At 52.1% G+C, this 12,596-nt stretch carries 12 protein-coding genes; 8 read left to right on the forward strand and 4 right to left on the reverse strand.

Going from position 1 to position 12,596, the window contains the following annotated elements; genetic code table 11:
* Window positions 1-87: 87 nt before the first annotated feature.
* The 5 genes from QWF21_RS01045 to QWF21_RS01065 all read left to right on the forward strand — a co-directional run bounded on the left by QWF21_RS01045 (window position 88) and on the right by QWF21_RS01065 (window position 4,826).
* Window positions 88-1,536: an NAD-dependent succinate-semialdehyde dehydrogenase gene (locus tag QWF21_RS01045; RefSeq protein ID WP_330086175.1), complete on the forward strand. Its 1,449-nt coding sequence runs from the start codon at window positions 88-90 to the stop codon at window positions 1,534-1,536.
* A gap of 183 nt (window positions 1,537-1,719) precedes the next feature.
* A complete protein-coding gene (locus QWF21_RS01050) occupies window positions 1,720-1,947 on the forward strand; it encodes an addiction module protein (RefSeq protein WP_330086176.1) in 228 nt (75 codons plus the stop codon).
* Window positions 1,947-2,237, forward strand: coding sequence for a type II toxin-antitoxin system RelE/ParE family toxin (locus QWF21_RS01055; protein WP_330086177.1), 291 nt, complete (start codon window positions 1,947-1,949; stop codon window positions 2,235-2,237). Before QWF21_RS01050 ends, QWF21_RS01055 begins: the two co-directional genes overlap by 1 nt.
* 239 nt (window positions 2,238-2,476) lie before the next feature.
* Entirely contained in the window at window positions 2,477-3,961 is a 1,485-nt protein-coding gene (locus QWF21_RS01060) for a SulP family inorganic anion transporter (RefSeq protein WP_330086178.1), read from the forward strand.
* Between the two features lie 10 nt (window positions 3,962-3,971).
* Window positions 3,972-4,826 carry a universal stress protein gene (locus QWF21_RS01065; protein ID WP_330086179.1) on the forward strand — a complete coding sequence of 285 codons (855 nt, stop codon included), beginning with the start codon at window positions 3,972-3,974 and terminating at the stop codon, window positions 4,824-4,826.
* A gap of 64 nt (window positions 4,827-4,890) precedes the next feature.
* Here QWF21_RS01065 and QWF21_RS01070 read toward each other — a convergent pair whose 3' ends face one another.
* Window positions 4,891-6,282 carry a Na+/H+ antiporter NhaC family protein gene (locus tag QWF21_RS01070; protein ID WP_330086180.1) on the reverse strand — a complete coding sequence of 464 codons (1,392 nt, stop codon included), beginning with the start codon at window positions 6,280-6,282 and terminating at the stop codon, window positions 4,891-4,893.
* A gap of 196 nt (window positions 6,283-6,478) precedes the next feature.
* The gene (locus tag QWF21_RS01075) at window positions 6,479-7,195 is read right to left on the reverse strand and encodes an OmpW/AlkL family protein (protein WP_330086181.1); all 717 of its coding nucleotides are present in this window, start codon (window positions 7,193-7,195) and stop codon (window positions 6,479-6,481) included.
* A gap of 335 nt (window positions 7,196-7,530) precedes the next feature.
* Between QWF21_RS01075 and QWF21_RS01080 the strand changes: the two genes are divergently transcribed.
* On the forward strand, window positions 7,531-8,937 hold the full coding sequence (locus tag QWF21_RS01080; RefSeq protein ID WP_330086182.1) for a M14 family zinc carboxypeptidase: 1,407 nt from the start codon (window positions 7,531-7,533) through the stop codon (window positions 8,935-8,937).
* A gap of 85 nt (window positions 8,938-9,022) precedes the next feature.
* On the opposite strand, the gene QWF21_RS01085 is transcribed toward QWF21_RS01080, so the two are convergent.
* Entirely contained in the window at window positions 9,023-9,574 is a 552-nt protein-coding gene (locus QWF21_RS01085; protein WP_330086183.1) for an NADPH-dependent FMN reductase, read from the reverse strand.
* A gap of 292 nt (window positions 9,575-9,866) precedes the next feature.
* Between QWF21_RS01085 and QWF21_RS01090 the strand changes: the two genes are divergently transcribed.
* Window positions 9,867-10,871: a tetratricopeptide repeat protein gene (locus QWF21_RS01090; RefSeq protein ID WP_330086184.1), complete on the forward strand. Its 1,005-nt coding sequence runs from the start codon at window positions 9,867-9,869 to the stop codon at window positions 10,869-10,871.
* 39 nt (window positions 10,872-10,910) lie between these two features.
* On the opposite strand, the gene QWF21_RS01095 is transcribed toward QWF21_RS01090, so the two are convergent.
* Complete coding sequence (locus QWF21_RS01095) at window positions 10,911-11,414, reverse strand: thiol-disulfide oxidoreductase DCC family protein (RefSeq protein WP_330086185.1); 504 nt, start codon at window positions 11,412-11,414, stop codon at window positions 10,911-10,913.
* A gap of 122 nt (window positions 11,415-11,536) precedes the next feature.
* Here QWF21_RS01095 and QWF21_RS01100 point away from each other — a divergent pair, with 122 nt between their 5' ends.
* Entirely contained in the window at window positions 11,537-12,595 is a 1,059-nt protein-coding gene (locus tag QWF21_RS01100) for an efflux RND transporter periplasmic adaptor subunit (RefSeq protein ID WP_330086186.1), read from the forward strand.
* Window position 12,596: the final 1 nt, after the last annotated feature.

Consider the following 12,596-nt stretch of genomic DNA (forward strand, 5'->3'; position numbering starts at 1 on the left):
AAAACACCATCTTCGCATGCCAGAGACTAAATGCAAGCCTAACTCTGCGACAAGGAATTTGGCCAGGCACAATCAGGAGAGTCCGTTATGATAAGCGATAGCCAGCTTTTGAGAACCGAGAATTTTTGGCAAGGCAACTGGTATGGTGCCACACAACGTTTTGCCGTCACCAACCCTGCCACCGGTGAGCGACTGGCAGAGGTGGCGGATGCCACGCCAGCCCAAGCACAGCAAGCGGTTAGCGCTGCAGCTGAGGCCTTCGTTAGCTGGTCTTCATTGTCTGCAGCCGAGCGCTCGGCCTTGTTGCTGCGTTGGCATCAACTGTTATTGGCGCATCAGGATGAGCTGGCGCTGTTGCTAACACTGGAGCAAGGCAAGCCGCTGGCCGAAGCCAAAGGTGAAATTGTCTATGGTGCTTCTTATGTGCAGTGGTTTGCCGAGGAAGCGAAACGGGTGTATGGCGATACTATACCGGCTACCTCAGCTGATAAGCGCATTCTGGTGCTGAAACAGCCGGTTGGGGTGGTCACGGCCATTACTCCCTGGAATTTCCCCAATGCGATGATTGTGCGTAAAGCGGCGGCAGCTTTGGCTGCAGGCTGTACCTTTGTGGTAAAACCGGCACAACAGACACCGCTCTCTGCGCTGGCGCTGGCAGAGCTGGCGCTGCAGGCGGGGATCCCGGCCGGGGTTTTTAATGTGCTGGCCAGCAGCGATGCCCAAGGTATCGGTGCGGTGTTCACTCAGGATCCGCGGGTGGCGAAGTTTAGTTTTACCGGCTCGACTGCTGTTGGCAAAACCCTGTTGGCACAGTGCGCTCAGGGCGTAAAACGGGTGTCGATGGAGCTCGGCGGCAATGCGCCTTTTATCGTGTTTGAAGATGCGGATCTGGATGCCGCCGTACAGGGCTTGATGGCATCGAAGTTTCGTAATGCCGGCCAAACCTGTGTTTGCACCAACCGGGTTTATGTGCAGGCCTCGGTTGCGAAGGCTTTTAGTCAGAAGGTGCAACAAGCGGTAACCAGTTTGCGGCTCGGCAATGGTTGTGATAGCAAGGTGGACCTTGGTCCCTTAATTGATGACGCGGCCTGTCGCAAGGTCGAAGCGCTGGTGCAAGATGCCGTAGCTGCTGGGGCCAACTTGATATGTGGTGGCCAGCGGCAAAGCCCGGACAGTCTGTTTTATCTGCCGACGGTGCTCAGTAAGGTGGATGACCGCATGGCGGTAGCACAGCAAGAAATCTTTGGTCCGGTGCTGGCATTGCAGAGCTTTGATACTGAAGACGAGGTGCTGGCCAGGGCCAATGCTACTGATTATGGCCTGGCCGCCTATTTTTACAGCCGGGATATTGGCCGGATTTTCCGGGTCGCAGAAGGGCTGCAGTTTGGCATGGTGGGGGTGAATGAAGGCATTATTTCCAACGCAGCAGCGCCTTTTGGTGGTGTCAAACAATCCGGCTATGGCCGGGAAGGATCGAAGTATGGTCTGGATGATTATCTGGATATCAAATACCTCTGTTTAGGTGGCTTGGGCTAAAGTGCCTGAAATTTCCGGGAGCAGCGATGAAAAATGCAGCGTGGCAGTCATGTAAAACAGCAGTAGTGGCCAGAGCAAATTGTAAACTATCTATGTTGAGTGGGTCCGCAATGTCAATACTGATTTTCACTCAGCATGGTGCAGAAATGGTGTAGACTGGATGTATCAGGCAGGAGATTTTTTATGCAAACTTCATTAAAGCAAATCGAAGAGCAAGCTCTGGGTTTGAACTCTGAAGAACGGGCGAAATTAGCAGAAGTCATGCTCGAGTCGTTGAGTCCCACACTGGTCGAAGTAGAGGCTGCTTGGGCGCAAGAGATTGCAGAGCGTGTTGCTGCCTATGACAAAGGCGAAATGCCTGTTTTTGCTGCAGAAGATGTGTTTGCTGAAGCAAAACGTATTATCAGGTGATGCGGATAAATTTTGTTGCACCGGCACGGCGTGAGCTCCTGCAAGAAGTCCTCTATTACCATCAGCAAGAGCCAGGATTAGGCGCTGCATTTGTGCTGGAGATTGAAGCAGCCACAGCCAGAGCGCTTGCATTTCCGGAAGCAGGATCTCCTGCTACCATGAATACCAGACGAGTTTTCGTCAAAAAATTCCCATTTTCAGTTGTCTATAGGCCAGACCATGAGGGCATTGTGGTTTTTGCTGTGGCACACCACTCGCGCAAACCAAATTACTGGGCTTCACGAGTATAAAAAGTATTGATCACTTTGTTCTAAAACGAGCTCTGAAACTGCCACTTGCTGGCTTTTAAGCTTGCTTTCCACTACACTACGTGCCTTTTTCTGACACCAGTTTGTGAGGGCGCGGGCCAATGTAAGGGTTTTTCCTACGTACGATCCAATGAAATTGCTGTGAAAGGTACGCGCTGTCATCAGTTGTATGCCTGTGCCAGCTATCTTTACTTTCAACCGAACGACGCGGGATGAACAAGATGCTTGCTTCTATTAAACAAAACTGGTTTTCCAATCTACGTGGCGATGTAGTAGCCGCCACCGTGGTCGCTTTGGCGCTTATTCCTGAAGCCATCGCTTTTTCCATTATTGCCGGAGTTGACCCCAAGGTCGGCCTGTACGCTTCTTTTTGCATTGCCGTGATCACTGCTTTTTTGGGAGGCCGTCCAGGCATGATTTCGGCAGCTACCGGTGCCATGGCGCTGCTGATGGTTATGTTGGTGCGAGAGCATGGCCTGGAGTATTTGCTGGCGGCTACTTTGCTGTGTGGCTTGCTGCAAATTGTCTTTGGCCTGCTAAAACTGGATCAACTGATGCGCTTTGTCTCGCGCTCTGTGGTTGTCGGTTTTGTCAATGCGCTGGCCATTCTGATTTTTTTAGTGCAGTTAGAGGAGCTGACCGGGCCACATGGTTCTTTACTGGTGTTTGGCATGACGGCGCTTGGCCTTGGCATCATATACCTGTTTCCTTATGTCACTAAAGCAATTCCATCACCGTTGGTCTGTTTAGTGGTGCTGACTCCGCTGGCACTGTATTTTGGTATGGATATCCGTACGGTGGGTGATATGGGCGAACTACCAAGCAGCTTGCCGGTGTTCCTGTGGCCGAATGTGCCCCTCAATTTTGAAACCTTAGCCATTATCTTTCCATACTCACTGTCGCTGGCTGTGGTTGGTATCCTGGAATCTTTAATGACAGCCACTATAGTCGATGATTTGACCGATACCAGCAGCAATAAAAACCGTGAGTGCTTCGGCCAGGGTGTGGCCAATATCGGCTCAGGTCTGATTGGTGGTATGGCCGGTTGTGCCATGATTGGTCAGTCGGTGATTAACGTCAAATCGGGTGGCCGCACTCGCTTGTCTACTTTGCTGGCGGGTATTTTTTTGCTGATCTTGGTGGTGTTTTTGGATCAATGGGTGGGGTTGATCCCAATGGCGGCAGTGGTGGCTGTGATGATTATGGTGTCGATTGGTACCTTTAACTGGAGCTCATTGCGGGATCTCAGAACCAATCCGAAAAGCTCCAGTGTGGTGATGATTGCGACCGTGGTGGTGGTGGTCTTTACCGATAACCTGGCTTATGGTGTACTGGTGGGGGTGCTGTTAAGTGCACTGTTTTTTGCCAACAAAGTGGGCCGGATCCTGTACATTGGTTCCAGCTTGTCGAGCGATGGTCAGGAGCGCAGTTATCAGGTGGTTGGCCAGGTATTTTTCAGCTCGGCCGAGCAGTTTATTGCAGGCTTTGATTTTAAAGAGGCGGTTGAAAAAGTCCGCATCGATCTAAGCCGGGCACACTTTTGGGATATTACCGCCATCAGTTCGCTGGATAAGGTGGTACTCAAGTTCCGTCGTGAAGGCACTGAGGTGGAGTTGGTTGGCTTGAACGAAGCCAGCGCGACTTTGGTGGATAAATTTGCTGTGCACAACCGCCCGGATGCGGTCGAAAAACTGATGGGACATTAGGAGAATAACCATGATTAAAAAAGTAATGGCCTGCATTGATGCCTCGCCCTACGCCGAGGCGGTTTGTGATTACAGTGTGTGGGCCGCCAATCGTCTGAGTGCGCCTTTGACGATGCTGCATATTCTGGACAGAGCCCAGCACACCAATACGCCGGATTTAAGCGGTACCATTGGCCTTGGCTCGCAGGAGATCCTGCTGGAGCAACTGGCCGAGCTGGATGAAAAGCACGCCAAGCTGGCGCTGGAGCGCGGCCGGTTAATACTGGATGCCGCCAAGGCGCGGGCTGAAGCGGCTGGTGTCTCTGAAGTGGATGAGCGCTTGCGCCATGGTCAGTTTGTTACCAGCCTGCTGGAGCTGGAAGCTGACATCCGTTTGCTGGTATTGGGCAAACGCGGTTTTAGCAGTGCCGATGCCCATGGCCAGCTTGGGATGCATGTTGAAGGTTTAATTCGCAGCATTCATAAGCCGGTGCTGTTAACGCAGCAGCAGTTTGTAGAGCCGAAAAGCTTGCTGATGGCTTTTGATGGCAGTGAAACCGCAACGAAAAGTCTGAACATGCTGGCGGAAAGTCCTTTATGCAAAGGCTTGCCTTGCCATCTGGTGATGGCGGGTGCCGATGTGGAAGCGGCCAGGGTGCAGCTGGAACAGGCGGCGGCTAAGCTGCGTAGCGAGGGCTTTGAAGTGACCGTGGCGATTGTGGCTGGTGAGCCGGATGTGGTACTGAACCAGTACCAGCAGGATCACGATATCGGTTTGCTGGTGATGGGCGCTTATGGTCACAGCCGCATCCGGCAGTTCTTTTTAGGCAGTACCACCACGGCGATGATTAGCAAAGCCAAGTGCTCCTTGCTGGTGCTGCGTTAGCCCTGGTTCTTTTTACAAGCTTCTTCAGTGACAGGGCAGCAGCCGATGCCCTGTTTCCTCTCCATCAAATCATGATCCATCCTGCCGTCATAAAGGCAAAAAAGGCCAGAATGCCGCAGAACAGCGCATAGGGCAGCTGGGTCTTCACATGCTCCAACAGATCACAACCAGCCGCTACGGAACTGACTGCCGTGGTATCGGAGATCGGCGAGCAGTGATCGCCAAAAACCCCGCCACTTAAAATAGCGGCCAACACCAGTTCGGGTGGCAGGCCAAGTACTATCACCATCGGCATGCCAATCGGAATCAAAATGGCAAAGGTACCCCAGGAAGTGCCGGTGGTAAAAGAAATCATAGCGCCGGCTAAAAACAACAACGCCGGGATCAGAAACAGCGGCAGCGCATCGCTGACAATGGAGGCAATAAAATCACCGGTACCCAATTGGCGCATGCTGGCGCCAAGTGCCAGTGACAGCAGCACAATAGTAACCAGCGGCAGTAATTCGTTCATGCCTTTAAAACCAATGCCCACCAGCTCTTTGTGGTTAAAACGGCGGCTAATCAGCATCATGCTGTAGGCAATCAGACAAGCCAGGGTGGTGGCGTACAGCACCGATTTCGAGCCGGAGCCATCTACCAGGTTGCCATTGCCGGTCCACAGCATAAAACCCACCATACCAAATACCAGGGTCAGTAAGGGCACCAGCATAAAGGATGGGTGGCTGGGCGCAATTTCCAGTTCGGTGTGTTTATCCAGTGTATTTAAATCTTTTTCCGACTGGCGCATCGGACCATAGATTTTGCCACTGATAATGGTGTACAGCACCACACTGAGTGTGATGATGGCGTAAAAATTCAGTGGTATGGTGCCTATCAGTACCGCTATGGTGCTTTTTTCCAGCTCGTACATGGAAACCAGGCCAAGAATGTAGGCGCCCCAGCCATTGAGCAGGATCAGAATGCAAATGGGTGCACTGGTGCTGTCGATAATGTAAGCCAGCCGTGCCCGGCTCATTTTAAATTTATCGAACAGACCGCGGGCGGTAATACCGGCGGTGAGCGAGCTTAAGTTGGATTCAATAAACACCATAATGCCGATAAAAAACGTCAGCAAGCCGGTCTGGCGCTGATTGCGGGCAATGCCTTTTTTTACAAAGAGCTCGACCATGGCCGAGACCCCACCGGAGTAGCGCATATAAGCCAGTACAGCGCCCACCATCAGGGAGAACATCAACAGACGGGCGTTGTCGGTCGATGACGTGACGCCGACAATTCGTTCCAGAGTTTGCACCGGCCCATCCAGCAGGGCAGAGCTGACCCCAAATTGACCAGCTTGCAGCAACAACAACAGCTCAGCGCTGCACAAAGAGACCAGTAAGGCCAGAATCACTTCTTTGCGCCACAGCACAACCGCAATGGCCACCAGGGCCGGCAGGATGGTTAACCAGTCTGACAAAATGAGCTCCCCAGAATGCTTGTTCTTTTTACTAAATTATTCTTATTAAGCCTGCAAATATGGAATAAATCAATATTTGTCTGTTCAGCAATGCCAGGACTACTGTAGAGCAGGAGTGGAGCCTTGTCATGCTCCGGTAAAAATAAAAAAGGAGCAGCCCGGCTGCTCCTTGAAGTGCAAATAGGTGATGCGGTGTTTAACGGAAACTATACCGCAAGCCAACCATGACGATGGTTGGATCTATGCTGACATCGACTGGTTGTACAGTCTGACCGTTGACTTTCACTTTGGCATCGGTATCAATGTCGGCCCATGCGATCATGGCGTGCAAGCCCCAGTTGGCGCTCAGCTTGTAGTTAAAACCCGCTTGCAAGGCAATACCGACTGAATTTTTCAGTGATAAAGATACATCATCCCCTGCCTGCGCAGCACCTACAGCAACCAGCGTATCTTTTAGCTCTGGCGCGACTTTTTCTGAGAAAAACAGCGTGTAATTCAGGCCGGCACCAACAAAAGGACGGAAGTCCGCATTGGCGCTACCAAAGTTGTACTGCGCAAGAAACGTCGGTGGCAGATGCTTGGTTTTGCCCACCGGCAGGCCATCGACGGCTGAGCCTTTTACTTTGATGTTATGAGAAAAAGGGGTCGCTGCAATCAATTGCAGGCTCCAGTTATCATCCAACGCGTAATCAAAGGTCAGGCCCAACTGCGTATTGCTGTCTACACTCACCTTGGCTGAGTTCGCAGGCAAACCCGCTGCACTCTCCACCGCATTCAGGTAGCTGCTGCTATCATTCGGGTTCACATGGATGGCACCAACATTGACGCTAAAATTGGCCAGTGCAAGTGGTGAGAACAGGGTGGCTGCGATGGCAGATACTTTAAGCGCTGAAGTCAGTTTGTTGTTGTGCATGGCGTACTCCATTTGGGATAGATTCTGGTGGTTATTGTGCTTAAGTTCGTATTTAAAAACCTGTTCCAGATCAAGCTTTCCATGTGTTCTCTGCGGTTGTAAGACAAAACTTTGATACAGATTAAGTTTTGTTTGGCTTGTTATTAAAACTAAAATATTCCTATCTAGTGTTGAGGTTGGAATAAATAATGAATACACTGGAATGGATAGATATTCGACAAAACGCAGGTTAAGGCGACAGGTGACAGCGGTTCTTCGATAATGCTGATGTACTATGCTGAAGTCATTTGCGCATTTCGTGCAAGGCCTGGCCTGATAATAAGAAAGGAGTTGCTATGAAGTGGCTGGTTGCCCTGGGGCTAAGTCTGGGACTGATAACAGGAGTCAGCGCCATGACGGTTGATGAGTTTGACGCCTTTAAGCAAGAAGGGCTGGATAAGCCGGTGATCCGTTTCGGGGATATTGCGCCTTTGCTGGAGCAACACCGGCAAAACCCTTTGTTCGAATTTACCGAGTTAGGCCATTCGCTGTTGGGTACCCCCATTTATCAGATAAAAATGGGGCGGGGTGATACCAAAGTACTGGCCTGGACGCAGATGCATGGTGATGAGCCTACCGCAACAGCAGCAATTTTTGATTTGCTGAAGTTTATAGCCGATGATGCTCAGAGCATGTGGCGTGAAAGCTGGATGGAGCACATTACACTTTACATTATCCCGATGGTCAATCCGGATGGTGCCGAGGCAAATACCCGGGTGAATGCCCAGGGCATTGATATCAACCGGGATGCACTGGTGCTGCAAAGCCCGGAAGGCCGTATTCTGATGGAAGCGGCCAAACGTATCGAGCCGCATTATGGCTTTAATTTGCATGATCAGAATCGTTTTCATGCGGCGGGCGATGCGAAAAACCCGGCCACCATTTCCTTGCTGGCACCTGCCTACAATGAAGCACGGGACATCAATGAAAGCCGTAAACGCGCGATGCAGTTGATTGCTTATGTCAAGCCACTGATTGACCAGGAAATTCCAAATCACCTGGGCCGGTACGACGATACTTTCTCGGTGCGATCTTTTGGCGATACCTTTTCCTCGTTTGGTATTAGTACGGTGTTGGTGGAAGCGGGTGGTCATCGCAACGATGATAACCGCCAGGTTGCTCGCCGGTTGAACTTTCTGATGTATGTGAAGTGGTTAAACGGTATTGCCAGTGGCAGTTACCGCACTGCGGATGTCGCTGATCATGATGCGATCCCCTTTAATCAGCGTGGCATGAAAGATGTACTCATTCACAATGTGACTTTTACGCTGAATGAGCAGCCTGCATTGCTGGATCTGGCGTTTGATCTGGATTGGGAAGCCAGCCGTCGTGCCCGTATTGACGATATTGGTGACTTATCTATCTTTGGTGCTTATCATAGCTTTGATGCCGAAGGCCTGCACTTTAAAGCCGGGCGTGGTTATCGCTTGACTCAGCCCATGACGCTGGAGCAGGATGCCTATATTGAGCTGCTGCGGGCAGGCTATACCCACTTTATCGGTGATCAAGAGCTGCTGCGCAATAATAGCCGTTTACCCGTGCTGTTTAACCCTGCCCGTCGTTTGCCAATGGAGTCTTTGGTGCGCCAGCAAAGTGCCACCTTTTTACTGCGCAATGACGAGGGGGAGATCCCTTATGCGGTGGTCAATGGCCAGGTGATTGAACTGGATCGTGGCCGGGTGATGTACCGTTACGGTAGTTAAAGACGCCGTAGTATCAAGAAAAAGCGAAGGGATCCCCTTCGCTTTTTTATGGGTATCTTTTGGTACTAGCGAAAGATGTCAGAACTTATTTCACCCCATGCAACTGCTGATGCCAGTCTTTCAATGCCTGCAGGCTTTGCAGCAGCTTTTCCTGCAACTTTTCATCCTGCAAATTACCATCGGTATCAAAATGATTGTTAAAGGCGCTGGCGAAAAATTCTGGTTTGGTCATCACCTGCAGATCCAGATAGACACACACCTGACGCAGATGGTACTGCGCCCGGGCTGTACCCATGCCACCACCGGCACCGACCAAAGCGGCCGCTTTGCCACGCAGCAGAGTGTTATCCGGCTCGCGTGAGGCCCAGTCCAGTGCATTTTTTAGTGCCGGGGCCAAGGAATAATTGTATTCGGTGCAGGCCAGCAAGAGTGCATCGGCTTCGGCAAATTCCTGCAATAAATGCACAACCGCGGGTGGCTTTTCTGCCAAATCGGCGTTGTACAGCGGTACCTCCAGCAGGTCGGCAATATGGATTTTCATGCCGGCAGGGGCATGGGCCTGAGCATAGCGCAGCAGCCCCCGATTGGTGGATTTTGCCCGCAAGCTGCCGCTCAGGCCAAGTACCCGTAATGTCATTATCTTTCCTCTGTATTTTTTTGTCTTTATCAAGCCTAGATGGAGGTTAGGGGTAAAGCAAATAGATCTAACATTTTGGTAACGGCAGTACAGCCCGACCCGGAGTGACTGAGTGGTTATGTCACCCCAGCCCATCAGCGTATTTCCGGGCTTTTACCGATGGTATTACTGGCTTAAAGGATACTTTCAAACAAATGGTTACACTTTGTTGCAGCTTGATGCTGTTTTTTTAGGTGCGGCACAACGATTGACTGCGTAGGATGTGACTGTCATCTTCGTTTGGAGCACTATCATGAGGTCCATCAGTACACTTCTTTTCGGTGCCGTACTCTGCTGGAGTGGTATCAGTTTGGCCGCTGCCTCACCCCTGGAACAAGCCAGTGCATTACTGGAGCAAAAGAACTATCAACAGTTGCAGGCATTGTTGGAGCCAGCTCAGCGCCAGTACCGCCGTGATGCCAACTATTGGTATTTGCTGGGGCGGGCTGCCATGGGTTTGTCGGATACTGCTGCGGCAGAAAAACACCTGAAAAAAGCCGCCGAGCTCAATAGCAATCAGGCTGAGTATCAATTCTGGTACGGTCAAAGCAGCTGCAATCAGGCACAAAACGTCAATATGCTAAGAGCACGGGGCTTTGCCATTCGCTGCCGCGATGCCTTTGCTGCAGCAGCGACACTGGAGCCGGAAAATCTCAGCTACCAGCGGGCGCTGGCTCAGTTTCATATTCAGGCCCCTGCCATTGCCGGTGGCGATAAAAAAGAAGCTTTATCGATTGCACAACGTGTCAGGCAGTTGGATGCGCTGCAAGGCGAATTGCTGGAGCTCGAAGTGCATGTAGCCAACCAGGATCTGACGGCCTTTGAAGCCCTGGTGGGCGGATCCGAGTTGTTGCAAGCGCGACCGGAGCCTTTTGTGCTGCGCGGTTTTTATCAGCAGCGCCAGGATGCGCATGAACAGGCCATAGCCGAGTTTGAGCAGGCGACTCAGCTCAGTATCGATCCAGACGATAAGACGGCCGTAGCGCAGGTGTTGACCGCCTGGTACCAGCTGGGTCGAAGCGCCTTAGTGGGGAAAACCCAGCTGGATAAAGGCATTGCCGCCTTACAGCATTACCGCACTCAGCTGGATACCGAGCAATTCTCAGCACTGCCTGATATGGGCTGGGCAGATCTGCGCCTGGCGCAGCTGTATTTGCTGCAGGATGAAACCGAGCTGGCTCTTGCTTTGCTGGAGCCATTAAAAGCCAGCAGTCAGGATCAGCGGATTTTGGCTGAGATCAATAAGCTTTCGATTTAAATGATGGGGATTGATGGCTGAAGTTGCTGCTGCAGCGTACTAAAGCCGCCCTTCCCGCGCCAGACGGCGACGCACCCAATGCCGGTACAGCCAGGAAAGAATAGATCGTATTAGCGGCAGGCCAATCAAACAGCCCAGCCAGCGGTAGCCGGGCAGGCGGGACAGCAGCAGTTGGTAGGCAGGCAAGGCGCGCAGCACCCGTCCTTGCTCATCCTGAACATGCAGCTCCAGTAGTGCTGCACGGGGCTCGATGCCCAGTGCCCGTAGCTCGTCGTCACGCCCGTTGATATCCATCCATTCGACCTGCACGCCCTGACCGGCATGTTTCTGATACCAGGCCCGATCGCGTACGCAGCCGGGGCAGGCACCGTCGTAAAAAACCACTATTTTTGGCATCGCTGCTGTTCTCAAAGACACTGTCCAATCTAAAACACTATGCCATAGTGAGGCCATTAGCACCAAGCCTGGCAGGCTACTACGCCGATGAATAATTTGACCAAAAAAGTGGGGGATCTGACCATTTAAGAAAAAAACACCAGACATCTTATCTCATCTATAATTAATTATTTTATTTTAATTCATGATGTTATGGTGTTTTTCTTGTGTTGGCACGATGGCTGCACTAGCTAGTGAAATGATTCAGCTTTTAGCAAGGAAACACCATCATGAACAAGCTTCTCTTTGTCAGCGCACTATTCACTGCCGGTCTGGCTTTAACTGGTTGCAATCAGGCGCAGAGCAGTCCTAACAAGGCCTCGGCAGACGACATTGCCATTCCGGTGGAAGTCGCCATCAGCCGCCAGGGCGAAATCAGCAGCAGCTACCGCACCACCACGACCTTGGCGGCCACCGAAGAAGCGGATTTGATCAGCAAGGCCAGTGGTGTGATTGAAAAAATTCTGGTCGAAGAAGGCGATGCGGTAGAGGCCGGTCAGTTGCTGGCGGTGCTGGATAACGAGCGTCAGCGGCTGTTGCTGGCCAAAGAGCGGGCCGAGCTCAGCCGGCTGGAAGGCGAGTTGCAACGGATGAGCGAAATGCACCAACGCCAGCTGGTCAGCACCGAGGTGTACGACAAACTGCGCTGGCAGCTGGATGCCACCAAAGCAGCGGTCGATCTGGCCGAGCTGGCGCTGGCTGAAACTGAAATCCGTGCACCTTTTGCCGGGGTGATTTCGCGCCGTTATGCCAGAACCGGCCAGCTGATCAATCAGTTTACCGGCAAATCGCTGTTTCATCTGATTTCCAATCAACGGCTGGAAGCGGTGGTGCATTTGCCAGAGCAGCAGTTGGCACAGGCCAGAGTAGGCCAGGGCGTGTTGCTGCAGCTGGCTGGTCATGCACCACTGCGGGCCGAGCTGAATCGCATTGCTCCGGTGGTGGATGCGCAATCCGGCACCGTGCGGGCGACCTTGCTGCTGGATAACCAGCATGGCCAACTGCGCCCGGGGCTCTTTGCGCAGGTCGAAGTGCAGTTTGATGTCAAAACCGATGCCCTGCTGATCCCGAAACGGGCGCTGATGAGCAGCGACAATCAGCACAGTGTCTATGTACTGGACAGCGAAGGCCGGGTGCAGCGCCAGACTCTGGTGCTGGGCTATCAGGCCGAGCAGGCGGTTGAAGTGGTATCTGGTCTTGAAAGCGGCCAGCAGGTGGTGATTGCCGGCCATGCCGCGCTGAAAAATGACAGCCTGGTGCAGGTTGTTCATACCCGCGATTTTCACTAAG

The sequence above is a fragment of the Alkalimonas mucilaginosa genome (assembly GCF_036327005.1).
GTDB lineage: Bacteria > Pseudomonadota > Gammaproteobacteria > Enterobacterales > Alteromonadaceae > Alkalimonas > Alkalimonas mucilaginosa.

Excerpts from the sequence above, each read along its gene's own strand:
- QWF21_RS01075 (WP_330086181.1), bottom strand. The coding sequence starts at position 7,195 with ATGCACAACAACAAACTGACTTCAGCGCTTAAAGTATCTGCCATCGCA.
- QWF21_RS01060 (WP_330086178.1), top strand. The coding sequence starts at position 2,477 with ATGCTTGCTTCTATTAAACAAAACTGGTTTTCCAATCTACGTGGCGAT.
- QWF21_RS01085 (WP_330086183.1), bottom strand. The coding sequence starts at position 9,574 with ATGACATTACGGGTACTTGGCCTGAGCGGCAGCTTGCGGGCAAAATCC.
- QWF21_RS01065 (WP_330086179.1), top strand. The coding sequence starts at position 3,972 with ATGATTAAAAAAGTAATGGCCTGCATTGATGCCTCGCCCTACGCCGAG.
- QWF21_RS01100 (WP_330086186.1), top strand. The coding sequence starts at position 11,537 with ATGAACAAGCTTCTCTTTGTCAGCGCACTATTCACTGCCGGTCTGGCT.
- QWF21_RS01080 (WP_330086182.1), top strand. The coding sequence starts at position 7,531 with ATGAAGTGGCTGGTTGCCCTGGGGCTAAGTCTGGGACTGATAACAGGA.
- QWF21_RS01050 (WP_330086176.1), top strand. The coding sequence starts at position 1,720 with ATGCAAACTTCATTAAAGCAAATCGAAGAGCAAGCTCTGGGTTTGAAC.
- QWF21_RS01055 (WP_330086177.1), top strand. The coding sequence starts at position 1,947 with ATGCGGATAAATTTTGTTGCACCGGCACGGCGTGAGCTCCTGCAAGAA.
- QWF21_RS01045 (WP_330086175.1), top strand. The coding sequence starts at position 88 with ATGATAAGCGATAGCCAGCTTTTGAGAACCGAGAATTTTTGGCAAGGC.
- QWF21_RS01095 (WP_330086185.1), bottom strand. The coding sequence starts at position 11,414 with ATGTCTGGTGTTTTTTTCTTAAATGGTCAGATCCCCCACTTTTTTGGT.
- QWF21_RS01090 (WP_330086184.1), top strand. The coding sequence starts at position 9,867 with ATGAGGTCCATCAGTACACTTCTTTTCGGTGCCGTACTCTGCTGGAGT.